17 protein-coding genes and 2 pseudogenes are annotated in these 23262 nt (G+C 72.5%); 10 read left to right on the plus strand and 9 right to left on the minus strand.

Features of this window, described 5'->3' with window-relative positions; all coding sequences use genetic code 11:
• The first annotated feature begins 48 nt into the window (after positions 1–48).
• Positions 49–3054 (plus strand): serine protease, encoded by a 3006-nt coding sequence (locus C7C46_RS28500; protein ID WP_181442586.1) that lies wholly within the window; start codon positions 49–51, stop codon positions 3052–3054.
• A gap of 6 nt (positions 3055–3060) precedes the next feature.
• Here C7C46_RS28500 and C7C46_RS28505 read toward each other — a convergent pair whose 3' ends face one another.
• Complete coding sequence (locus C7C46_RS28505) at positions 3061–4617, minus strand: MFS transporter (protein WP_245985105.1); 1557 nt, start codon at positions 4615–4617, stop codon at positions 3061–3063.
• A 157-nt stretch (positions 4618–4774) separates the two neighbouring features.
• Between C7C46_RS28505 and C7C46_RS28510 the strand changes: the two genes are divergently transcribed.
• A complete protein-coding gene (locus C7C46_RS28510; protein WP_181442587.1) occupies positions 4775–5464 on the plus strand; it encodes a TetR/AcrR family transcriptional regulator in 690 nt (229 codons plus the stop codon).
• Between the two features lie 156 nt (positions 5465–5620).
• On the opposite strand, the gene C7C46_RS28515 is transcribed toward C7C46_RS28510, so the two are convergent.
• On the minus strand, positions 5621–7621 hold the full coding sequence (locus C7C46_RS28515) for a glycoside hydrolase family 5 protein (protein ID WP_110672815.1): 2001 nt from the start codon (positions 7619–7621) through the stop codon (positions 5621–5623).
• 606 nt (positions 7622–8227) lie between these two features.
• Between C7C46_RS28515 and C7C46_RS28520 the strand changes: the two genes are divergently transcribed.
• The 3 genes from C7C46_RS28520 to C7C46_RS28530 all read left to right on the plus strand — a co-directional run bounded on the left by C7C46_RS28520 (position 8228) and on the right by C7C46_RS28530 (position 10804).
• A complete protein-coding gene (locus C7C46_RS28520; RefSeq protein WP_110672816.1) occupies positions 8228–8764 on the plus strand; it encodes an NUDIX hydrolase family protein in 537 nt (178 codons plus the stop codon).
• Between the two features lie 203 nt (positions 8765–8967).
• Positions 8968–9474 carry a hypothetical protein gene (locus C7C46_RS28525; protein ID WP_110672817.1) on the plus strand — a complete coding sequence of 169 codons (507 nt, stop codon included), beginning with the start codon at positions 8968–8970 and terminating at the stop codon, positions 9472–9474.
• A 151-nt stretch (positions 9475–9625) separates the two neighbouring features.
• Complete coding sequence (locus tag C7C46_RS28530) at positions 9626–10804, plus strand: alpha-hydroxy-acid oxidizing protein (RefSeq protein WP_220040711.1); 1179 nt, start codon at positions 9626–9628, stop codon at positions 10802–10804.
• Positions 10805–10859: 55 nt separating this feature from the next.
• On the opposite strand, the gene C7C46_RS28535 is transcribed toward C7C46_RS28530, so the two are convergent.
• The 3 genes from C7C46_RS28535 to C7C46_RS28545 all read right to left on the minus strand — a co-directional run bounded on the left by C7C46_RS28535 (position 10860) and on the right by C7C46_RS28545 (position 12923).
• Entirely contained in the window at positions 10860–11477 is a 618-nt protein-coding gene (locus tag C7C46_RS28535) for a hypothetical protein (RefSeq protein WP_110672818.1), read from the minus strand.
• A 229-nt stretch (positions 11478–11706) separates the two neighbouring features.
• Positions 11707–12372, minus strand: a complete 666-nt coding sequence (locus tag C7C46_RS28540; protein ID WP_110672819.1) for a GNAT family N-acetyltransferase — start codon at positions 12370–12372, stop codon at positions 11707–11709.
• Positions 12373–12446: 74 nt separating this feature from the next.
• Positions 12447–12923: a MarR family winged helix-turn-helix transcriptional regulator gene (locus C7C46_RS28545; RefSeq protein WP_110672820.1), complete on the minus strand. Its 477-nt coding sequence runs from the start codon at positions 12921–12923 to the stop codon at positions 12447–12449.
• Between the two features lie 43 nt (positions 12924–12966).
• Between C7C46_RS28545 and C7C46_RS28550 the strand changes: the two genes are divergently transcribed.
• Entirely contained in the window at positions 12967–13884 is a 918-nt protein-coding gene (locus C7C46_RS28550) for an alpha/beta hydrolase (RefSeq protein WP_110672821.1), read from the plus strand.
• A gap of 70 nt (positions 13885–13954) precedes the next feature.
• Here the strand turns inward: C7C46_RS28550 and C7C46_RS28555 are convergent, their stop codons facing one another.
• Positions 13955–15034, minus strand: a complete 1080-nt coding sequence (locus tag C7C46_RS28555) for a glycoside hydrolase family 19 protein (RefSeq protein WP_110672822.1) — start codon at positions 15032–15034, stop codon at positions 13955–13957.
• A gap of 406 nt (positions 15035–15440) precedes the next feature.
• Between C7C46_RS28555 and C7C46_RS28560 the strand changes: the two genes are divergently transcribed.
• The 3 genes and pseudogenes from C7C46_RS28560 to C7C46_RS28570 all read left to right on the plus strand — a co-directional run.
• Positions 15441–15809 (plus strand): SDR family NAD(P)-dependent oxidoreductase, encoded by a 369-nt coding sequence (locus C7C46_RS28560; protein ID WP_110672823.1) that lies wholly within the window; start codon positions 15441–15443, stop codon positions 15807–15809.
• Positions 15810–15830: 21 nt separating this feature from the next.
• Positions 15831–16544, plus strand: a pseudogene (locus C7C46_RS28565) (FadR/GntR family transcriptional regulator); the annotation flags it as partial.
• Positions 16545–16688: 144 nt separating this feature from the next.
• Positions 16689–17492: pseudogene (locus C7C46_RS28570) on the plus strand (SMP-30/gluconolactonase/LRE family protein); the annotation flags it as partial.
• A 102-nt stretch (positions 17493–17594) separates the two neighbouring features.
• On the opposite strand, the gene C7C46_RS28575 reads toward C7C46_RS28570, so the two are convergent.
• From C7C46_RS28575 to C7C46_RS28585, 3 genes are all read right to left on the minus strand, one after another.
• Positions 17595–18695 (minus strand): hypothetical protein, encoded by a 1101-nt coding sequence (locus C7C46_RS28575; RefSeq protein ID WP_220040712.1) that lies wholly within the window; start codon positions 18693–18695, stop codon positions 17595–17597.
• Between the two features lie 430 nt (positions 18696–19125).
• Positions 19126–19392 carry a GlsB/YeaQ/YmgE family stress response membrane protein gene (locus tag C7C46_RS28580; protein ID WP_110672824.1) on the minus strand — a complete coding sequence of 89 codons (267 nt, stop codon included), beginning with the start codon at positions 19390–19392 and terminating at the stop codon, positions 19126–19128.
• Positions 19393–19660: 268 nt separating this feature from the next.
• Positions 19661–21835 (minus strand): ricin-type beta-trefoil lectin domain protein, encoded by a 2175-nt coding sequence (locus C7C46_RS28585; protein WP_110672825.1) that lies wholly within the window; start codon positions 21833–21835, stop codon positions 19661–19663.
• Between the two features lie 382 nt (positions 21836–22217).
• Between C7C46_RS28585 and C7C46_RS28590 the strand changes: the two genes are divergently transcribed.
• The coding region (locus C7C46_RS28590) for a chitinase (protein ID WP_110672826.1) at positions 22218–23262 on the plus strand (1045 nt) is incomplete at its 3' end.

Below are 23262 nucleotides of genomic sequence, written 5' to 3' on the forward strand. Positions count from 1 at the left end.
ACGGCAGGCGGAGCGGCGCGCGGTCAGGCGGTGGCGAGTTCCCGGGCCGTGGAAATCAAGAACGGTGACGAGTACGGCAGCGGGTTCCTGATAGCTGATCAGCTGGTACTCACCGCCTATCACGTAGTCCGGCCGCTGGGCGGCCAGCCGGACCTGCGGGTCAGTCGGCTGCGCGACACCGCCAGGTTCGGTGCCGCCCTGCTGTGGCCCACCGAGCCCGTCGACGTCGAGAGGAACCGGCAGGACGACCTCGCCCTGTTGCGGATCACCGACCCGGAGTGGGCCGCGCCCAGGGTCCCGCCGGTACGGCTCGGGCAACTGCCCGAGACTGAGGCCGAGTGCGCCTTCCTCTGTTTTCCCCGCTTCAAGGCCGGGCGCTCGTTCCGCGACAGCCGAGTGGAACGCAGGGGTAGCGTGGAGCCGCTGGACGACGCGCGCGGGCTCTTCTCGATCAAGGTGCGGCGCGAGGACGCATCGTTCGGCGCACCGGGCCAGTCGCGCTGGCCGGGTGCCTCAGGCGCCGCTGTGTGGTCCGGCGGCCTGCTCGTCGGCGTGCTGACGCGGGACGTCTCGCACCTGGAACCGCGGGGTTCGGGGCACGACCGGCTGGCGGCGATCAGGATCGAGCAGTTCTTGGGACACGGGGCGAAGCAACTGCCCTTCGTCGACGCCTTGCTGATCCACGGCATCCAGCCAGCGGCTCCCGAGGCGGCAGCGGAGGCAGCAGCCGTCGTCTTCACCAAGGACCCGTCAGCGCCCCCATCAGCAGCCGGAACCACGTCCACAGCCCGGTCGCGGCGGGTCGGGCTGCAAGCGCTGACGGGTCTGCTGCTGCTCGGCCTTGCAGTCGCTGCGTGGCCACTGCTCGGTCAGCACCTCGCCGTCGGGAGCACGATGCTCCCGGCCCGGGCCAGCGGGACGGCCGGCGTGTTCGCCGCGATGCTGCTGTTGCTCGGGCGCCGTGGACGCCGACCGACCGGTGCGCCGCGAGAGCTGTCCGCCGCGGAAGAGAAGCTCCGGCGCGCCTTCGCCGAGGACCTGCGCGACCGGCGCCGTCGAGCACTCGGCGGCGCCGGGTCGGGCTCCGCCATCGACGTGCCATTCCACCTACTACCGGGCCGGCTCCGCCCCGCACGCAGCGCGCCGACCGGGAGCTTCACCGGAGTGCTGGAGTACTTCCTGCCGCTCAGCCCGCAGCGCTTGGTCATCACCGGGCCGCCCGGTTCCGGCAAGAGCCTGCTGGCTCTGGAGTTGGCGAACCGGTTGCTCGGCGACCGGTCGAACCCGTTGGCCTTCTTCACCGGCATCGCGAGCTGGGACCCGACAGCTCCATTCCTGGACTGGTTGACCGGGGTGGTCGCACAGCAGTACGAGGGCATCGACCCCGAGCTGGTGCGCGCACTGGTCACCACCGAGCGGCTCGTCCCGGTCCTTGACGGCCTGGACGAGATGGACACCGCCGCCGCACTGCACCTGCGGGCCCGGGCGGCGCTGGACAAGCTGACGGACTACCCGCACCCGGTGGTGCTGACCTGCCGTCAGGAGGCTTTCCGAGAGCTGGCGGCACAGGACGCTTGGCTGCGCGGGGCCGCAACGGTGGCCTTGGAGAAGGTGAGCCCCGCGGCTGCCGAGGAGTACCTGACGGCGCACCAGGCCGACCTCGACCTGCTGAGGGAGACCAGGGTGCTGGCCGGGTTGCACCACGCCGAATCCGCCTTCGCCATGGCACTGGACAGCCCCTGGATGCTGAGCCTGCTCGCTGCCGTGTCCCGAAGCCGGGCCGGTGCCGCGGCGTTGCGGGCCTTCACCGCCGACCTGCCCCGGTCCGAGGAGGCGGTGCGCGGGCTGCGGACGCTGCTGGTCAGCCAGTTGGTCCCGGCCAGGGTCGAGGGAAGCAGCGACCGCCCGCGAGCCTTCACCCAGCAGGCGGTGCAAAACTGGCTGTCGACCATCGCCCGCTTCCTGTACGTCGAGGGGCTGCCGACCCAACCGGAGCAGCCCCGGTCCCGGCGGGACATCGTGCCGCACCGCCTCTGGCCGATCTGCGGCGACCAGGCCCCGCGCCTGGCAGCCGCAGCGCTGACTGCAGCCTGCTGGTTGCCGCTCTACACCTGCCTGTTGCTGGCGCTGCTGACAAAGCACTACCTGCCGTTTCCGGGTCTGGGGCTACTGGCCCTGCTCACCGCGCTGCCCGCGATTTCGATCCGCAGCGTGCACGGCCGGTGGGTGCAACCGCGCGACATCAACCTCCGGAGTCTGCGCACCCCGCTGGGTCGGCGCCGAGCAGGGCGTGGCCTGCTCCTGGGGGGCCTGCTGGCGCTTGCGGACGCATACTGCTTCCCGTGGCCGTTCGCCGTCAGTTTCGGCGCCGGCTTCGCCTTTGTCTTCGGAACCGGCTTCGCCGTCGCGGTCCGCCGGGACGTCGACGAGTACACCGCGCAGCGGACCGGCGGCCTCATCGGCGCGGTCACGGCCCTGCTCGGCGGTGTGGCGGCCCACCGATTCGGTGCGGTCGGCGGTCTGGCCTGCGGGTGGGGCGCGGGGGCTCTCGGGCTGATCCTGGCGGTCCGCCGGGGTATCGCCGTCCGGCAGCGGGACGGGTCCGATCCGGGCGGACTGCCGGACCCCGACTTCAGTGGGTTGGCCACTCCGGCCACCGCCGTGCGGCGTGACCTCAGGGCGGGGCTGATCGCGGGCAGTCTGGTCGCGGGCCTGGCGCTGTGGGCGACGCTCACGCCGGCCCTGTCCGTCCCGGTGCCGCTGGCTGTCGCCACCGCCGTCAGCGCCGGGCTCGCGGCGGGGCTCGGGTTCGTGGCAGAGGCCAGCCGGGTCTACGCCGGGATGTTGCTGATCGCCCGGGGGCGCCTGCTGCCCTGGCGCCTCACCGCATTCCTGGAGTGGGCCCACCGCGAGGAACTGCTGCGCACCGCCGCCCGCGCCTACCAGTTCCGTCATGACGAGCTGTTGGAGCATCTCGGTGGAGGCTCGCCGTGGTCGGGCCTGACCGGCCACGGCGGAGCTGACTCTCTCCCTGGACCAAGTCACCGGGGCTGAACGCGGTTACCCCCGGGCGCTCTCGTGCAGGTCCTTGCGGCTCAGGGTGGCGAAGGCGATGACGGCGGCGAGGGCGGCCGTTGCGGCGCAGAGGGTGAGGACGCCGGTGAGGCCGTGGACGAAGGCTGCCCTGGCCGCCTCGGCGACGGCGGCCGCCTGCGGGCCGGCAGCGTGGGCGACCTGGTCGCCGGCACCGGCGGCGACGGCCTGGCGGGCGGCCGTGGTGGCTCCGGGGACGGCGGCGGCGAAGGTGTCGCCGACCCGGTGCTGGAACAGGGCGCCGAAGCCCGCGATGCCGATGGCGATGCCGACCTGCTGGAAGGTCTCGCCGATGCCGGCGGCCATGCCGGCCCGGGCCGGTTCCGCCACGCCGATCGAGATCGAGGCGCGCGGCGGGTTGAACATGCCCATCCCGATGCCGGTCAGCACCATGCTGGGCAGCATCGCGGTCCAGCCGCTGTGCACGTCGACCAGCCGGATCGCCAGCAGGCCCCCGGCCAGGAACGCGGAGGCCGTGCCGACCAGCAGGCGCGGCGGCAGGGCGACGGTCAGGCTGCCGGTGACGGCCGCGGCCACGAAGAGCACCAGGGTCAGCGGCAGGAAGCGCAGTCCGGCCTGCCACGGCGTGGCGCCGAGCACGTTCTGGACGTAGGAGACCTCCAGGAAGATCGAGGCCATCCCGGCCGCGTTGGCGAGCAGCGTGGCGGCCGAGATCCCGTTGAAGGTGCGGTTGCGGAAGAGCGAGAGGTCGAGCATCGCGGCCGCGCCGAGCCGCCGCTCGACCAGGACGAAGACCGCGAGCAGCAGTGCCGCGGCGGCGAACAGGGAGAGGATCAGCGGGCTGGTCCAGCCCTGGGCCTCGCCGCGCAGGAAGCCGAGCACCAGGGCACCGAGCGCGACGGAGAACAGGACCAGGCCGCTCCAGTCGATCCGGTGCGCGGCCGGCTCGCGCGACTCGCGGATCCGCAGCAGGCTCAGCGCGATCGCGGCCACCCCGATCGGGACGTTGACCAGGAAGATCCAGCGCCAGCCGACCCCGCTGGTCAGCGCGCCGCCGATGAGCGGGCCGAAGGCGATGGCCAAGCCCGAGACGCCGCCGAAGACGCCGAAGGCCTTGGCCCGGTCCTTGCCCCGGAACTCGTGGCCCAGCAGCGCCGGGCCGACCGCGAACAGCACGGCCGCGCCGACACCCTGGACGCCGCGGGCCAGGTTGAGCGCCAGCACGTCGGTGGCCGCGCCGCAGGCGAGCGAGGCGGCGGTGAAGACGGCGAAGCCGGCCACGAAGACCCGCTTGCGGCCGAGCCGGTCGGCCAGTGAGCCGCCGGTGAGCAGGAAGGCGGCGAGGGTGAGGGCGTAGGCGTCCAGCACCCACTGCAGGCCGGAGAAGTCGGCGTGCAGCGAGTTGCGCAGGTCGGGCAGCGCGACGTTCACCACGGTGAGGTCGAGCATCAGCATGAAGGTGGCGATCGAGACGATGCCGAGGGTCCAGCCGCGGCCGGGGGCCCGGGCGGCTGATGTGGCGTCAGTGGGTGCCGCACTGACGGTTTCGACGGTTGCGGACATGGGTGTCCCCCTGAGCGTGGGCGAGTGGGCATGGCGGGAGCATGAGTCGGAACGAGCCATGGCGGGGCTGCCAGAAACGCGAGCCTTTGCTCGCATATCCCGCTACGGAGATTACGAGTGATTGCTCGCATTCGTCAACGCGCCTACCATCGGCAGGGTGAGCACCGAGACCACCCGAGCCCAGACACCCACCCCTGGCGAGGCTCCGACCCCCGATCAGGCCGCCGACGCGTCCGAGGCCGGCCCGAAGCGGCGTCAGGCCCGCGGGGAGCGGCGGATCGCCCAGTTGCTGGAGGCCGCGGGCCACGTCTTCGCCGAGTCCGGCTACTCCGCCACCACGACCAACGCCATCGCCGCCCGGGCCGGCGTCTCACCGGGCTCGCTGTACCAGTACTTCCCGAACAAGGACGCCATCGCGGCCGCGCTCGCCGAGTCCTATGCGGACAGCCTGGACGAACTGCTGACACCCTTCGCCGTGGTGGATCCGACCGCGGTCACCCTGGAACAGGCGCTGGGCGCCTCGCTCCCGCCGATCGTCGACTTCCACCGGGCCCACCCGGCCTGCCTGGCCCTGTTCATCGGCGGCAACGCGCCCGGGCACATCATGGACCTGCAGCAGCCCCTGATGGCCCGCACCCACGCCCGGATCGCGGCGCTGCTCACCCTCTACGCCCCCCAACTGCCGAGCGAGCGCCTGCAACTGGGCGCATCCGTGACGCTGGCCGCCTACAAGGGTGTGCTGCCGCTGCTGGTGGAGTCGCCGGAGGAACTGGTCCCGGAGCTGACCGAACAGCTCAAGGACCTGCTGGTCGGCTACCTCGACCGGCTGCTGGCGAACGGCGACTGAGCCCGCCGGCCAGCTCGGGGCCTCAACTGCCGGACGGAGAGCGGCAGGAGTCGGGTCGGTCACACGGGCACGGCNNGCCGTGCCCGTGTGACCGACAGTCGAGGGCGGGCGGCGCGGGGACTGCTGTTCCCGCGCCAAACGAGAACTGACGTCCCGTCAGTTCAGCGGTCGGCAGAGCAGCGCGTCCGGGACGCCGTACTGGAGCCAGCGCCAGGTGTAGGCGACGCCGGCGACGTACTCGTTGTCGGCGCACTGGCCCTTGTAGTAGCCGGGGGCCCAGTCGCTGGCCGTGGAGCCGCCGGTGGCGGGACGGTTGTCACCGTGGTCGAACCAGACGTCGTGGCCGCCGGTGGGCAGCGAACGGTTGGCCGGGGCGCAGAGCAGCGCGGCCATCGCGTTGCCGTTCACGCTGTAGCCGACGGCGAAGGTGTTGTCCGGGCACTGCAGCTTGTTGTAGCCGCCCGCCCAGTCACCCTCGGTGACGTAGCGCTCGTCGGTGACGGTGGTGAACGCCCTGCCGCCGGTGCCCGGTTGGTCGGCGTCGGTGCACAGGCCGCGGCTGTCGCTGCGGCCCAGGCCGACCAGGCGCTCGGTGTCGGGGCAGTTGCCCTTGCGGTTGCCCGGGGACCAGTCGCCGCGGCCGAGCATGGTGGCGGAGGCGTTGTAGTCGGCGTGGTCCAGGTCGAGCATGTTCCAGTGGTTCACCGGCGCCACCTGGCCGGTGTAGGAGGGCGCGTCGACCAGCTTGTTCCAGTCGGCGGCGCGCCAGTCGCCCGGATCCTGGACGCCGAGCTGCCTGCCGGTGGCGTCGTAGGAGAGCATGGCCCAGTTGTCCTGCGGGTTGCCGTTGCCGTCTGTCCAGCCGACCAGCGGCCAGATCGCGAAGTCGGTGTCGTTCTTCACGAGGATGTCGGTGAAGTGGTCGAACCAGGCCTGCTCCTTGCTGTCGGTGGAGCCGCGCCCGGCCGCGCCGAACTCGCTCACCCAGACCGGGGCGGTGAAGTGCTGGCCCGACTGGGTGACGAACAGGGCTTCCTGGTTGACCACTTGGGCCAGTTGCTCAGGTGTGAAGTCCTCGTAGCGCGGGTCGCTGGTGGCACCCGCCCCGCTGCCGGCGCCCGTGTTGGCAGGGCCGGTGTAGGCGTAGAAGTGCGCGGAGTAGACCAGCTTGTCCGACTGGATCAGGGTGTTGGAGAGGGTGGCGACCGGGGTGAGCATCGGCCGGTCGTGGCTGAACAGGGCGGACGGGATGCCCTCCCAGTTGATGCCCTCCATGATGACCAGCATGTCCGGGTCGGCCTGCAGGATCTGGTTTCCGGCCTCCTCGAAGGCGGCGTACTCGTCGTGGCTGTCGTACCAGCCCCAGTTGGGGTTGTCCCAGGTGTCCCGGCGCACCTCGTTGCGCAGGTCGGCGCCGACCACGCGCTTGTCGGCCTTGTACCGGTTCACTATGAACAGCCAGTCGGCCTCCCACTGCTGGGTGCTCTGGCCGCTGTTCCAGCGCTCGTTGCCGTCCAGTCCGCAGCAGAACCGGTAGCTGGTGGTGTGGTTGTTGAGGATGACCGCGAAGCCGTCGCCGGTCAGCGCGGCCACCACCGCGTCGTAGACCTGGAGCGGGGTCAGGCCGCGCAGTTGTGGGTTGGCGGCCACGGCCGCGTCGGGCACGGTGCCGGTGTCGTGGATCAGCGCGTTGGCGAAGGGCAGCCGGATCGCGTTCAGGCCCAGGCCGTGGAAGCCGCGCAGGATCTCGCTCAGCGGGGCGCGGTCCAGGCCGAGCGGGATGTTGTGCGACACCTGGCCGGCCTGGTTGGTCGCCGGGTCGCCGGCGTCCCCGCTGCCCTCCCAAGTGCCCTGCGCACCTGACCAGTTGCCGCCCTTGAGCTTGAACCGGGCACCGGCGGCGTCCACGATGTAGCGGCCCCGGGTGCTGAGCGGGCCGGTCCAGGAGGCGGCCAACTGCGGGCCGGTCTGCCCGGCGGCAGTGGCGGCGACGGCGACGGCAGGGGCGGCGGCGTACGCCGGGCCGGGGGCGGGGAGGGCGAGCAGCACCGTGGCGGCGGTGGCGGCCAGGGCCACGGCGCGGGCCAACAGGCTCCTGCGCAGGCGGCTTTGCGGATGCGGGTGGCTTCGGGCAGAGGACGGCGGGGCGACGGTCATGGCAAGGCTCCGGGGAGAGGGAGGGTTGCGGCGAGCGGCCGTCCGGCAATGTAGCGCGACGGTCCGGCCCCGGAACACGGGTGAACGGCACCGGGCACCCGGGCGCCGGATGTTTCACGAGGCCGTCACCGGGCGTTCCCCGTTCGGCCAGACCGTACCCCCGATCGGAGGCACAGTTGCCTATACAGGAAGACTCGTGACGACCGCCGTTCGGCGAATCATCCCCTGTTCCCAACAGAGTCGCACACGCTGATGCCGCGAGGGCGGTCGGAGGCGGTGCGCGGGAACTTCGCGCTGAGACGGGAGTCTCAGAACTCCCCTGTCCAGAAACACGGTTCGGACCGTACCGCCCTGCGCGCCGCTCCCGTCGCCCTCCGATCGAAGGCAACCCTCCACGTGTCCGTTCCTGACGTACCAGCAGGAGTGGCCGATCAAGAACTGGAGCACCGCCGCCCCGACCTCCCTGCCGGGCGCCACCGCGCGCAGCTGACGCATCACCACGCCGCGTAGCTGACGCATCACCACCGCGTGCAGCTGACGCCGCTTCGGATGACACCCCGTGCCGGATCACTCCCGGTGCGGGGCCCGAGGACGTAAGATCGCCCAATGGCCGACACCACGGAAACCACGCCCGGCTGGCTCGCTCCCGAGGAACTGGAGACCACCCGGGGCAGGATGCCGATCCTGTACGTCGAGGCGGTACCGGTGCGGGTGGACGAGACGGGGGAGGTGACCCAGGTCGGCCTGCTGCTGCGGATCGGGCCGGACGGGACGGTCAGCCGGACCCTGGTGTCCGGGCGGGTGCTGCACCACGAGCGGATCCGGGACGCGCTGCTGCGCCACCTGGAGAAGGACCTCGGGCCGGTCGCGCTGCCGCGGATCCCCGCCTCGCTTCAGCCGTTCACCGTCGCCGAGTACTTCCCGACCCTGGGCATCACCGAGTTCCACGACCCGCGCCAGCACGCCGTCTCGCTCGCCTACGTGGTCCCGGTCTCCGGCGACTGCCGCCCGCGCCAGGACGCGTTGGACCTGGTCTGGTTCAGCCCCGAGGAAGCCTCGTCGCCGCTGGTCCAGACGGACATGCCGGGCGGGCAGGGCGTGCTGCTCAAGCGGGCCCTGGCCCACATCGGCCGATTGGGCTGACTGCTGTATCCCGACCAGTTGACGGACCCTCAGCTCGCTTGCGTTCGCCCGTAGTTCACGGTGGCCCCCTTGCTCTCGCGGCAGGGGGCCACTAGCTTTCCGGCTGCACAGTCACGGCCCCACCGCACGCGCTCCACGTCGAACAGCGCCTTCCCCGCCGTTCCGGCGCCTTCCCCGCCCGCTCGCCGTGCAAGGAGACTCCCATGGCCCGTGCCCGTCTGCTCACCAGCGCCGCCACCGCCACCGCGGCCGGCCTGCTGCTCGCCGCCACCGCCGTGCAGCCCGCCGCCGCGCTGACTCCCGTTCAGGACCCGATCCCCGTCCGTCCCGGCATGGGCTTCCAGGGCCTGGTCAACGGCAAGTCCGTCGGCGCCGCCATCGAGATGGGGTGCTTCGGCCCGATCACCCCGGGCCAGACCGGCCACCCGCTGGCCGGCCAGTACATCGAGGCCGACACCGTGGTGCCCAGCGCGACCACGGGCGGCTACACCGGCAGCGCGGGCACCAGCCTGGTGGTCAGCGTCGCCGGGTCGGCCACCGGCACGGTGCAACTGATCGGCGTGCTCAACAACTTCTACGCCCCGCTGCCGCTGCCGACCAGCATCACGCTCCCCTGCTCCGGGACGGCCAAGGTCGCCTTCTCCCCCGCGCCGAGCAGCCCGACGGCGCGCGACTCGGTGGTCGCCGCCACCCTGGTGAGCCAGCCCTGAGCCGGCCTGGCCCGGTCCTGACCACCGCCCGGCCCCGGGACCACCAAGTCCCGGGGCCGGGTTATGCCCTGGGCCGTTCTCTGGCACCGTATGGGCTGCCGGAGAACGGGACGGTCCCGGACGGACGGCGGACGGAAGGGCGCGGCGCTCGATGGACGTGAACCCCGCGGTGCAGTTCGGGGCGTACCAGAACGAGATCTACTTCCTCGGCCTGGGCGGTGTGCTGCCGACGATGCCGATGACCTACGCCGAACTGGAGTCCCGGGCCCAGGCCGCGCTGCCCCCGTCCGTGCTCTCCTACGTGGTCGGCGGCGCCGGGGACGAGGCCACCCAGCGGGCCAACGTCGCCGCCTTCCAGAACTGGGGGCTGGTGCCTCGGATGATGGTCGGCGCGGCCCGGCGCGACCTGTCGGTGGACCTGTTCGGGCTGCGGCTGCCCTCGCCGCTGTTCATGGCGCCGGTCGGGGTGATCGGGCTGTGCGCCCAGGACGGGCACGGCGACCTGGCCACCGCCCGGGCGGCGGCGCGCACCGGGGTGCCGATGGTCGCCTCCACCCTGACCGTGGACCCGCTGGAGCAGGTGGCGGCCGAGTTCGGCGGCACGCCCGGTTTCTTCCAGCTCTACACGCCGACCGACCGGGCACTCGCCGAGAGCCTGGTGCACCGGGCCGAGGCGGCCGGGTTCAAGGCCGTCGTGGTCACCCTGGACACCTGGATCACCGGCTGGCGCCCGCGCGACCTGGCCGGCGCCAACTTTCCCCAGCTGCGCGGGCACTGCCTGGCGAACTACACCTCCGACCCGGTCTTCCGGGCCCGGCTGGCCAAGGCGCCCGAGGAGGACCCGGGGGCGGCGGTGCTGGAGTGGACGCAGGTCTTCGGCAACCCGCTCACCTGGGACGACCTGCCGTGGCTGCGGTCGCTGACCGACCTGCCGATCGTCCTCAAGGGCATCTGCCACCCCGAGGACGTGCGCCGGGCCAAGGACGGCGGGGTGGACGGCATCTACTGCTCCAACCACGGCGGCCGCCAGGCCAACGGCGGCCTGCCCGCGCTGGACGCGCTGCCGGGCGTGGTGGCGGCCGCGGACGGCCTGCCGGTGCTCTTCGACTCCGGGGTGCGCAGCGGCGCCGACGTGGTCAAGGCGCTCGCCCTGGGCGCCACCGCGGTCGGCGTCGGCCGCCCCTACGCCTACGGGCTCGCACTGGAGGGCACCGACGGGATCGTCCACGTGCTGCGCGCACTGCTCGCCGAGGCCGACCTGCTCATGGCGGTGGACGGCTACCCGACCCTGGCCGATCTGCGCGCGGAGGGCGCGCTGCGCCGGCTCTGAAGCCACCCGGCGGGGGCTGGTAGGGACGGGCCCTGGTACCAGCCCCCGCCGGGGCTCAGTCCGCCGACAGGTGCGGGCAGGCGGGCACCCAGCGCGGCGCGGGCACGGCCACCGGCATCGACCGCGCGGCCCGCTCGGCCAGCGCGACGTCCCAGGTGCCGAGCTCCAGCAGCGTGTCGGCGGCCAGCTGGGCGCCGGCCAGCGCCAGGGCCAGGGTGTCCTGGTGGCGGTGCTGGTCGCGCAGGTAGGCCTCGCACCGCTCGTGGATCCGCCGGTGGTGCTCGCCGCCGTCCTCGGCCGACCGCGCCTGGACCGCGTGCCAGACCAGGGCCAGCGCGACGGGCTCGGCCGGGTGCGGGGCCCCCGCGCAGCGGGCTTCCTCACCGGCCTCGGTGCACCGGCGGCCCAGCCGTTCCAGCACCTCGGGGCTGTCCCCGTAGTGCACTTCCAGCAGCAGTTCGGCGGTCCAGTGGGCCAGCGCCCGCAGCACCGGAAGCGGCCGCACCCGCAACCCCGTGGCCTGCGGCCCGCCCAGGACCAGCCAGCTCTCGGCGAAGGCGCGTGCCCCCGCCGCCCCGCCCCCGTACGCCGCGCCCGCGAGCCGCACCAGGCCCACGGCGGCGAGCCCCACCGCGTCCTCGTCCAGCGCGAGCAGCCATTCGCTCCTCAGCACACCGCACCCCCGACTGAGCCGTTCGTTGACCGTGAACGCACATCTCACCACACGGGCCGTGTCCGAACCAGCGTCAGATTCGCGCCCCCCGGTTCCCGCAGGTCGCCGGTGCCGCGGAGGCCTGGCGGGGCTCGGGAGTGCGCTCCGGGTCCGCCCGGCGGCAGCCCTGCGACGCCCGCAGCAGGCTCCGCTCTACCCCCGCTACGCCTGCACCTCCGCCTCCCCCCCGCTACGCCTGCGCCTCCGCCTCCGCCTGGTAGCAGAGGCTCGCCATCGGCGAGCGGGTGGTCCAGCCGAGCGAGTGGTAGAGCTCGCGGCCCTCGGCGGTGCCGACCAGCACGCCGGTGCGGGCGCCGGCCTGGTGGGCCGCGTCCTGCAGGGTGCGCATCACCAGGGCGCCGAGGCCGCGCCTGCGGTGCTCGGGGGCGGTGCTGATCTGGTCCGCGACGGCGATCGCGGCGTCGGTCGCCCCCAGGGCGATCTGCCCGCGGGCCGCGAACTGCCCGTCCGCGGTGCGCACCAGCACCCGGGTGACGCCGCCCCGGCTCCAGTTGGTCACCCGGTAGCCGGCCGGGACCGCCGGCCGCTCGGGTGCCAGCCGACAGGTCATCAGGTAGCCGGGCGCGATCAGCTGCCAGTGCGGTCCGAGCCAGGGCCGGACCTCCGCGTCCTCGGCGAACAGCTTGAGCCAGGTCCCGGGCGCGCTGGTGCCGGCGGCGAGGGCGCGGACCACCTGCTCGGTCGGCTCCGGCAGCACATGCCGCGCGAGCTGGCCGGTCTGCCCGACGTCGATGGTCCAGCCCCACGGCTGCGCGACCGGATCCGCGGCGCCGCGCGACACCACCCAGCCGTCGATCCACGAGCCCACCAGCTCACCGATTCCCGCCACCGCCATGACGCCCCCACTAGGTAAGAGATCAAATCGCTGGCAGCACCTTACCTGCTCGCTCCGAACAGCCGTGGCGCCGATCACCCCGTGGGCATGCCGACCTGGTCGCGCTCGAGCACGGCGCGCAGTTCGGCGAAGACGCGGGCGGCGGCCGCGACCGCCGGGCCGTCGAGCGTGCCACCGATCAGCGCGGCGAGTTCACGCGTCACGGTCCGCGCCGCCGCGTCGGCCAGCCGCGCACCCTCGTCGGTCAGGTCCAGCAGGGAGGACCGTCGGTCGGCCGGATTCGGCTGCCGGACCACCCATCCCCGCTTCTCCAGCCGGTCGACGCCCTTGCTGGTCGCCCCGACGCCGATGGCGAACTCGGCGGCCAGGTCGGCCACCCGGGATCCGGGGTGGGCGCGCAGGTGGCGCAGGAACTCGAACTGCGAGGTGACGATCCCGTGCCGCTCGCGGAGGCGGTCGTTGAGGGCGTTGTACAGCCGCGTCTCGCACCGGACCAGGTCGGCGAAGAAGCCCGGGAGGTCGACCGACCCACCGCTCGATTTAGATTCCATGGCATATAGTGTACGGGAAGCTACCTACGGCAGGAGCACAGCCATGAGCAGGGAACAACGCGCCCAGGTCGACGCGATGCTGCGGCAGCCGCGCCGGGCGGGCCCCCGGTCGGTCGAGGAGTTGCGCGCCGGTTTCAGGGCCCTGATGGCCGGGATGAGCGTGCCCGACACCATCCGCACCAGCCCGACGACGCTCGGCGGCCGGCCGGCGCTGCGCGTCGAGCCGGAGCACGAGCCACGCGCCGGGGCGATCCTGTACTTCCACGGCGGCGGCTTCGTCTTCGGCTCCCCCGAGACCGCCCTGTCGCTGACCGGACACCTCGTGGCCAGGACCGGCCTGACCGCCCACTCGGTGGACTACCGGCTGGCCCCAGAGCACCCGTTCCCGGCTGCGATCGAGGACACCCTGCGCGCCTACCGCGACCTCCTCGACCGCGGCACGGACCCCTCGGCCCTCGCGTTCGCCGGCGACTCGGCCGGGGGCGGCCTCGCCGTCACCACCTGCCTCGCCGCCCGCGACGCGGGCCTGCCGCTGCCCGCCGCCGTGCTGGCGTTCTCCCCGGGCCTCGACGCCACCCGCACGGGCGAGAGCATGGAGACCAAGGAAGGCATCGACCCGGTCTTCACCCGCGCGGCCCTCGAACACACCGGGGCGATGTACCTGGCCGGAGCCGACCCCCGCCAGCCCCTGCTCAGCCCGGCCGTGCTCGCGGACCTGACCGGCTTCCCGCCCCTGCTGATCCAGGTGGGCAGCAACGAGATCCTGCTGGACGACGCCACCCGCCTCGCCGCGCGGGCCCGCGCGGCCGGTGTGGACGTGATCCTGGACGTCACCGCCGACGTGCCGCACGTGTTCCAGGCCTTCGCCGGCCGGCTGGACGAGGCGGACGAGGCACTGGACCGTGCGGCCCTCTTCCTCACCCAGCGCGTCCGCACCGGACGCCCGGCGCTCGCGCAGTAGCGCGGGCCTGGGCACCTGCATGCCGGCCCGCTGCCGGATCGGCAGCGGGCCAGCACGCTCTGACGGTACGTCAGCAGCTCAGGTTGTTCCCCGCCGGGACGCCCAGCAGCTGGGTGAAGCGCTGGTAGGCGTTGACCCGGTCCTGGACCTCGGCCGGGTTGCCGCCGTTGCACTCGATGCTGCCGTTGATGCTGCGGATCGTCTCACCGAAGCCGGCGCCGTTCACCATCGCGTTGTGCGCGGTCATGGTGCCCGGCCCGTTCTGGGTGTTCCAGTACCAGAGCGCGGTCTTCCAGGAGGTGGCGGAGTCGGTCTCCACCAGGCTCGGGTTGGCCAGCAGGTTGATGCCGAGGGCGTCGCCGGCCGCCTTGTAGTTGAAGTTCCAGCTGAGCTGCATCGGGCCGCGGCCGTAGTAGGCGTAGGTGCCGGCCGGGCAGCCGTAGGGTTCGCTGGCACAGTAGTTGCCGGACTTGTCGATCTCGGTGATGTAGACCAGGCCGCCGGTCTCGTGGCTCACGTTGGCCAGGAAGGCGGCTGCCTCCTGGGCGGCCACCGTGCTGCCGCCGGTGGTGGCGAAGGCGGGATAGGCGCTGAGGGCGGCGGTCAGGCCGCTGTAGCTGTAGAAGGAGTTCCGGTTCGGGAACATCTGATTGAACTGGGCCTCGCTGACCGGGAATCCGCTGCTCGGGGGCGGCGTGGTGCCGCCACCGCCGGTGCAGCTGTACGGGCTCCAGTACCAGGTGCTGATCGTCGGGTCGTAGCCCGGGTTGTCGTGCGAGGCCTGGTAGAGCTGGCCGTTGGCCGGGTAGTTGACGATCTGCCCGGCGGTGTAGCTCTGGCCGGCCCCCCAGTTCGGGTAGGCGCAGGAGCCCGACCCGCCGGTGCCGCCGCCGGTACCACCACCGGTGCCGCAGCCGCCCTGGTCGGCCCAGACGCCTACGGCGCCGCCGGGGGTGTCGTTCTGGGTCCACCACTTGGCGGACCAGTTATGGCTGTTGTACGAGGCGGTCATCCCGCCGGTGTAGACCGCGGACGAACTCCACGGCGCGGCGCAGTCGGCGGCCGAGGCCGAGCCGGACAACAGCACCAGCGAGGCCGCGAAGGCCGCCGCCAGTGCGGTCAGTAGAGCCACGAGACGCTTGACGGACATGGTGGGGTCACTCCTTCATGCGCGGGCAGGTGGGGGCAGCACCGGAGCAGGGGGCGACAAGCCGTGCCCGGACCCGAGTGGGGCGGGACCGGGGGCGGCGTCGGTGCGACGCGGCGCCTGAGCCGACTAAAGCGCTACTGGTATAGACCTGTCAAGAGAGCGGCGCACCCTTCCGACCAGCGGGATCGACAGTCAACTTTCCTGTCTGCTCGGCAATCTGATGTGACATCGGGTTCACGGACCGGACCGCCGAGGTGCCACGAACGCGACGGCGCCCCTTCGCGGTGGGGGTCGCGCAGGGGCGCCGGAGGAGGTCGGCCCACCCTCCCGGGCCGGAAGCCTGCTGCACTGGGCAGGACACCGTCAAGATCTTTTCATCAATAATGCCAAGCACTACGGTGGCCCCATGCCCGAGCAGACCTGTCGGCGGTTCCAGGACCGCGTCGCCCTGATCACCGGTGCCGCCAGCGGGATCGGCGCGGCCACCGCGCACCGGCTCGCGAGCGAGGGGGCGGCGGTGATCGCCGTCGACCTGGACGACGAGGCCGGCCGACGGGTGGTGGCGACGATCGAGCGCGCGGGCGGCCGGGCCGAGTACCGGCACGGCGACGTCGGTTCCGCCGCGGTCTGGGAGCAGCTCGCCGAGCACGTCCGCAGCCGCTACGGGCGCCTGGACGTGCTGCACAGCAACGCCTACCGGGTGGTGGTCGGGCCCGCGCACGAGACGACCCTGGTGGTGGACGGCGGCTGGTCCGTCCTCAAAGCGTCCGCCTGACCGGCCCGAAGGGAAGCAGCGATGAGGCAACCGACCCGGGGCCTGCACGGCCAGGCCGTCGAGATCATCGGCGAACGGATAGTCAACGGCGGCTACCCCGAGGGCTGCCTGCTCCACCCGGAGCAGTTGGAGAGCGAACTCGGCGTCAGCAGGACCGTGGTGCGCGAGGCCCTGCGGGTGCTCGCGGCCAAGGGCCTGATCGAATCGCGGCAGAAGCGCGGCACCTACGTCCGCCCGCGCGCCGCCTGGCGCCTGCTCGACAGCGACCTGCTGCAGTGGCAGGGGCGCGGCGCGGTGGACGAGGGCTTCCTGGACAACCTCGCCGAGGTCCGCGGCATCGTCGAGCCGGCCGGCGCGCGGCTGGCCGCCGAGCGGCGCGACGCGCACGATCTGGCCGCCCTGGACAGCGCGTTGGCGGCGATGGCGGCGGCCGGTCGGGACGCGCATGCCATGGTCGAGGCCGACCTGCTCTTCCACCGCGCCCTGCTCGCCGCCGCGCACAACGAGCTGCTCACCAGGATGGAGGTGGTGATCGAGGCCGGACTGCGGGTGCGCGACCACCTGGTGCACGGTTCCGACCACCCGGTCGACGCCGTGCCCGCCCACCGGGCGGTGCTGGCGGCGGTGCGGGCGCAGGACCCGGCGGCGGCCGAGCAGGCCGTGCGGGCGCTGCTCGCCCAGGCCGTCGGCGACGTCCGCCAGTTGATCGGCGACACCGCCCGGCGAGGCGAGGGAGTGAGCACCACCGCCACCGATCCGGGACGAACCCGCCCGGCCGGACGGCCCGATCGGCACTACCCTGCGGTGACCGACAACCGACGATCGGAGTACCCCATGCCCGAGATCTGGGCCGACGGCGCCTACGAGCTGGCCGAAGGACCCCGCTGGGTCGACGGACGGCTCGTATTCACCGACATCCTGACCGGCCGGCTGTTCGAGGTCCGGGACCGCGCCGCGCGGGAACTGCTGCGCCTCGACGTCCCGTTGGGTGCCGTCGCACCGATCGCCGACCGCCCCGGGCACTGGATCGCGGCGGCCGGCACCGGCATCGCGCTGCTGGCCCCCGACGGCGGCGCCGAGTGGCTGGCCCGCCCGGAGGAGCAGGCCGCGACCCCGATGCGGATGAACGACGGCGTCTGCGACCCGCACGGGCGCTTCTGGGCCGGCAGCATGCCCTACGACGGCACGCCCGGGGCCGGCTCGCTGTACCGCACCGATGCCGACGGCACCGTGACCAGGGTGCTGACCGGTCTGACCATCGTCAACGGCCCGGCCTTCAGCCCGGACGGCCGGGTGCTGTACGTGGCCGACAGCACGGCGGGGGTGATCCACCGGGCCGCCCTGGACCAGGACGGCAAACTGGGCCCGCTCACGGAGTTCGCGCGCTTCGCCGACGGCAGCTCGCCCGACGGGATGACGGTCGACACCGACGGCCGCCTCTGGGTGGCCGTCTGGGGCGGTGCGGCGGTCCACCGCTTCGACCCCGACGGCACCTGCTCGGCCGTGCTGCAGCTGCCCGTGCCGCAGCCCACCTCGGTCTGCCTGGCCCCCGAAGGCGGCCGCCTGTTCGTCACCACCGCCCGCCTCGGACTCGCCGACCCGGCGGCACCCTCCGGCGCGCTGCTCGCCCTGCCCGTCGACGCGGCCGCCCCGCCCGCCGCCCGGTTCAGCCTGCGGGAGTGACCGGCCGAACGGCGCCGAACGGGGCGGAGCGGGTGCGCCGCTGCCCGGCGGCTTCGACCCTGGTGGGGTCGAAGCCGCCGGGCAGCGGGTCCTGCCGGTGCGTCAGTGCAGGATGGCGTGGGTGATCGCGCAGGAGTTGGTGTCGTTCGACCAGCTGGCCTGCTCGGTGAAGGTGCCGGTGCCCATCGCCACGTTGGCGGCGCCGCCCGCCTGGCCGGCCGCGATCCAGGCGCACTCGTCGGAGTTCTCCGCGCCGCTGGAGGCGTTGGTCCAGCCGCCCGCCGGGAACTGGTCCGACATCGTCTCGTGCCACTCGTGGCCCAGGGTCATCGTCCACCCGTCCAGCGTGCCGGGCGAGTTGACGAAGCCGACGCCGCAGCTGGCGCCCATGTCGGTGTTGTAGGGCTGGTTGCTGAAGGCGAGCGGGCCGTACGGCGAGCTCACCGCGCCACCGCTCAGCGTGCTGTCGCCGGTGTAGTCGTGCCAGGCGCAGTAGTTGTTGAAGTAGCCGTCCGGGTTCGTGTTGTGCGGGGAGAGGACCACGTAGTAGGTGTGCCGGTTGGACGCGGCCGTGGTGTTGCCGAAGTGGGCCGCCGCCTTGACCGCCTCCTGCCCGAGCTGGTGGCCGGAGGCCGAGCTGGGCGAGGCGGCCGAGTTGTCGTACCAGACGCCGGAGAGCACGCCACCCGTCTGGTAGGGCACGAAGCTGGCGGTGGACGGGCACTTGGTCGCGCCCCTGCTCACGCCGCTGCCGTCGCACCACTGGGTCAGGTCCGCGGACCACTTCTCGTTGCCGGTGCCGATGCCCTTGAACATCTTCTGCGTGGTGGCCGCGACGTGCGAGGGGTCACCGCTGAAGGTGGCGTTGCCGCCGCTGTCGGTGCTCTGGGTGCCCCACTGGGTACCGTAGAAGATGAGGTACACCTTCGAGTGGCCGTCGATGACGCCGACCCCGCCGATGCCCCCGCCGTAGCTGAGGGTGTTGGCGCTGCTCAGCGCGTGGTGGGCGCGGGCGGCGGCGGCCTGCTCGACCGTCGTCATGACGCCGTGGCGCGCGGCGCCGGTCGAGGCGTCGGCACCCGCGGGGGCCGACTGGGCCGAGGCCTGGGGCACGGCGGCCAGCAGCGCGCCCGCCGCCAGGGAGAGGGCGGCGACACCGGTCAGGGTGGCGCGGGTGGTGCCGCGGAACATGGACTTGCCCATGGTGGGGGAATTCCTCTCGCGATGGGGCCGCGCCGTTGGGGTAGGCGGCACGGTCGATCAGGTAGTACGAGAGCGGTGAACACGCCGGAGGATCCGGCTCGAGGGCAGGGTGCTGCCACGGCCGGTGGCGCGGAGGAGATCATCCGGCATCGCCAACTGGCCTGGGGGGCAAGGGGTGCTGAGTCCTGGTCCGGGAGGCGCTGCGCCGTGCTCAGAGGAAACCAGACTTGTCAGGCGGGCGTCAATGCCGTGTGCACGCCCGGTCGGACGCTCACCGGTGCGCGGTGCGGTCGGGGTACGCGCACGCGGCGGCAACCGGAACGCCGGGGCCCGGATGTCGGGGCCGGTCCGGCCGACCCCGGGAAAGCAGAACGCGGGACCGGGGTCGACCCGGTCCCGCGTGAAGCCGCCAGCGGCTCGCGCAATGCCGTCAGCGGCTGGAGTTGCCGAAGAGCAGGCGGTAGGCGATCAGCAGCACCAGCGCGCCCCCGATGGCGGCGCCCCAGGTCGGCAGGTCGAAGAAGTGCCGGGAGATCGACCGGTGCAGCAGGTGCGCGGAGAGCCAGCCGCCGACGAACGAGCCGGCCACCCCGATCAGCGCGGTGATGATCACCCCGCCCGGGTCGCGGCCGGGCAGCAGCAGCTTGGCGATCGCCCCGGCCAGCAGGCCCAGCACGATCCACCCCAGAACAGTCATGTCCTCCCCCTTCACCGGGATTCACCGACGTCGTCACACCAGAGACGCCACCTGTGGCCTTCCCGGTTGCCGCAAACGTATGCGAACCCGCGGCTGACGACCGGAAACCTCGCACCGGGATTCAGCCACCCCGATGCACCACAGCGGGGATCTGGCCGGGCAGCACCGGTTGGCACCACCGGGTGAACTACGCCCCGTCGTTTCGGCGCGGACCAGCTCCGGACCTCCGTTCCCGCTCAGTACTCCTGGCTCAGGCCCAGACCGGCCGTCACGGGTAGCTGGTCAGGTCGGCCACCGTGGAGCCCCTGCGCACCGCCGCCCCGGTGGAGTTGACGATGTGGGTGATGGTGCCGGTGCCGCCGAGCGAGACGTCCATGCTGTCGTGCAGGCTCACGCCGGGCGTGTTGGGCACCTCGATCGCGCGGTCGGCCACCGTGCTCGGGTTCGCACTGAAGTAGCAGTACACGCCCAACCCCCAGGCCTGGTGGTCGGTCACGCCTGGGGCGACCTGGTAGGAGGCCCAGCCGTTGCTCGATCCGTTCATCCAACTGGCCTGGCTCGGCGGGTCGTAGGGCAGCTCGGACTGGTAGAAGTAGGTGCGGCCGCCGTTGCCGTTCCACCGCACCTGGTACTGCTGGTAGTGCTCGACGGCCAGTCCGTACATGGTGACATTCGCGCCGTTGACCACCAGGCCGGTGGCGGCGGTGTTGCTGGTCCAGCCGACGCCGCTCCCGTGGTCGGCGCGCCACAGCCACAGGTCGTCGCCGATCGTGTTGTTCGCGTTGACCTGCAGCGTCTGGCTCGCCTTGCCGACGGCCGCGCCGCCGACCCGGAAGAAGACGTCGGAGAGCACGGTCGGGTCCGCCGCGTGGCCCGCGCTCGCGCCGGCCGGGCCGATCTGCACCAGCGTGGGCGAGTTGGTGGTGCCCGCGTCCACGATCAGGCCGGCGATCCGCACGCCGTCCACGTCGGCGGTGGAGATCGCGGTGACGCCGTTGTTCGCCACCAAAGTGGCCAGGCCCAGGCCCAGCACCACGGTGTCGGGGCGGGTGATCCGCAGGGTGTCGGAGAGCTGGTAGACGCCCGGGGTGAAGAGCAGGTTCTTGCCGGCGGCCAGCGCCGCGTTGAGGCCGGCGGCGCTGTCGCTCGGGGTGGCGACGTAGAAGCTGCTCAGCGGCAGCGAGCTGCCGGCCGAGGTCCGGCCGGAACTCCAGTCGGTGCCCTGCGAGTTCGTCCGGGAGCTGGGGACGAAGACGCTGTAGCCGCCGGCCGCGTCGACGGTCAGGTAGGGCTTCTCCACGCTGGTCGGGGTCTGGCCGAGCGTGGTGTAGGGCGGGTTGGGGAAGCTCTGGCCGGGCGCGCCGCTGTCGCCGACGAAGACCATGTTCCAGTTGGCGCCGGTCCAGCTGCCGAACTCGTCGTTGCGGGACAGCCACTGCTGCTGGCTGCCGGAGTTGGTCTGGCCGTCCACCTTGGCGTTACCGAGGAAGCCGCCGCTGGACCAGCCGCCGTTGTCGTCGAGCACCAGGTTGCCGCGCAGGTGCACCCGGCGCAGCGGAGCGGCCTGCGAGACCGCCCACTTGGTGGTGCCGGAGGTCGGGGCGACGGAGAGGTTCTCGGCGCCGCGCCAGAAGTTCTCGGTCGCGTTGCCGCCGTTCCACTGCGCGTCGGCGTTGAGGCCGCCGGTGATGGTGGTGTCGTCCGGCGACTGCCCCAGGCCCAGGACCTGGGTGTAGAAGCCGACGTTGACGTTGACGTTGTAGCTGCCGGGCTTGAACAGCACGGCGTAGCGGCTCGCGCCGAACTGGTTGGACTGCTGCTGGCTGTAGACCTGGTCGAGCCGGCTCTGGATCGCCGCGCTCGACTGGGACGGGTCGAAGACCAGCACGTTCGGGCCGAACGGGCTGGCGGCGGGGGCGCTGGGCAGGGTCCATTGCTGGTTGGCGTTGGTGGAGCAGGTCCAGATCTGGCTCTGGGTGCCGGGGGTGGTGGACCAGCCGGTGTCGTCCAGGCACTTGCCGGACTGCGGGTTGAGCAGGGTTCCGTTGGCCTGGGGCTGCCAGACCTGGGCGCCGGTGCCGTTGCAGTCGTACAGGTCGACGGCGGTGCCGTCCGCGGTGCCGCCGCCGTTGACGTCCAGGCACTTGCCCAGCACCCGCAGCGTGCTGTCCGAACCCACCGTCCACTGCTGCGCGTTCGTCCCGTTGCAGGTGTACACCTGGACCGGGTTGAAGTTCGCCGACGACGCCGACCGGTCGTCCAGACACAGACCCCCGTACCCCACCACCTGCCCGGTGGCGCCGGCGGCCGCGACCTCGGTGCTGCCGGCGGGCGCGGCTGCGGCGTTGGCCGCGGGGGCCAGGGCGGCGAGCCCGGCGGCGAGTTGGAGCAGAGCCACGGTGGTGGCGAGGCGCCACGGGCGGCCGCGCTGTGGTTGAGGCATGGGTGGTCCTCCGGGGTCGCGAAGTGGGGAGAACCGATTGAAGTCTTGAAGTCATGGCACCGTCAAGAGTGTGGACCAGATTTGGTCTAAACCAATCAGGACTTCCGCAACAACGTGGAGCGATACGGATCTGATGACTCGCATTCCGCTTGTGAGAATCTGAGAGAACGCTCTCCTGTGATCACTTGTTGAACGCAGAGGTCAGGGGCCCGTGGCCCCCTGCCTGGCGCTCCGGAAGGTCACGCTCCGTCGGCGGAGGCAGTCTCCTGACTACTTGACACCCCGTCACCGGATCGGTTTGACTCCGGGCTGCTCGGCCGCGCCGCCCCCCGCCGATCCGGCCGTCGCCCGCCGCCCCCGGCCATCCCCCACTGGAGTTGCCATGCGCCTTCGGCATGCCTGCGTACCGTCCGCCCTCCTGCTCACCGCCGCCTCCGCCGTGCTGCTGGCCGCCCCACAGGCGCAGGCCGCGGCCAACCCCGGCCCCGGCTTCCCGGCCCAGTACGCCGCGCCCTACGTGGAGACCTGGAACTCCCCCGGCGCCATCGCCGCGGCCCAGGCCGCCACCGGCGACAAGTACTACACGCTCGCCTTCGTCATCGACGGCGGCGGCTGCAACGCGACCTTCAACGGCTCCACCGCGATCGGCGACGCCGGCTGGACCGGCGCGATCAACCAGCTGCGGGCCGCCGGCGGCGACGTGATCGTCTCCTTCGGCGGAGCCGCCGGCACCGAGCTGGCCCAGGCCTGCACCTCGGTCTCCTCGCTGCAGGCCCAGTACCAGCGGGTGATCGACACCCTCAACCTCACCCGGGTCGACCTGGACGTGGAGGGCGCCACCCTGGACGACACGGCCGCCAACGACCGCCGGAACCAGGCACTGGCCAACCTGCAGTCCTACTACGCCGGCAAGGGCCGCACGCTGAGCGTCGACTACACCCTGCCGGTCGACACCACCGGCCTGCTCGGCAACTCGATGAGCCTGCTCAACAACGCGGCCTCGCACGGCACCAATGTCAACCTGGTCAACATCATGACCATGGACTACGGCCCCACCGTCGAGATGGGCCAGGCCGCGATCTCCGCCGCCAACGCCCTGCACGGCCAGCTCGGCCAGATCTGGTCCGGCAAGTCCTCGGCCCAGCTGTGGGCGATGGAGGGCAACACCCCGATGATCGGCGTCAACGACTCCACCAACGAGGTCTTCACCACCGGCGACGCCGCCAACCTGGAGAGCTTCGCCAAGGCCAACGGCATCCAGGAGCTGGCCTACTGGGCACTCGGCCGCGACGTGGCCTGTGCGAGCAACGGCACCCTCTCCGACTCCTGCAGCGGCACCTCGCAGAGCAAGTACCAGTTCGCCGCCACCTTCAACGCCATCACCGGCAGCAGCGGCGGCGGCAGCCGCACCGGGCAGGTGGTGGGGT

Origin of the sequence: Streptomyces tateyamensis, from assembly GCF_003205575.1 — a bacterium.
Taxonomy (GTDB): Bacteria; Actinomycetota; Actinomycetes; order Streptomycetales; family Streptomycetaceae; genus Kitasatospora; species Kitasatospora tateyamensis.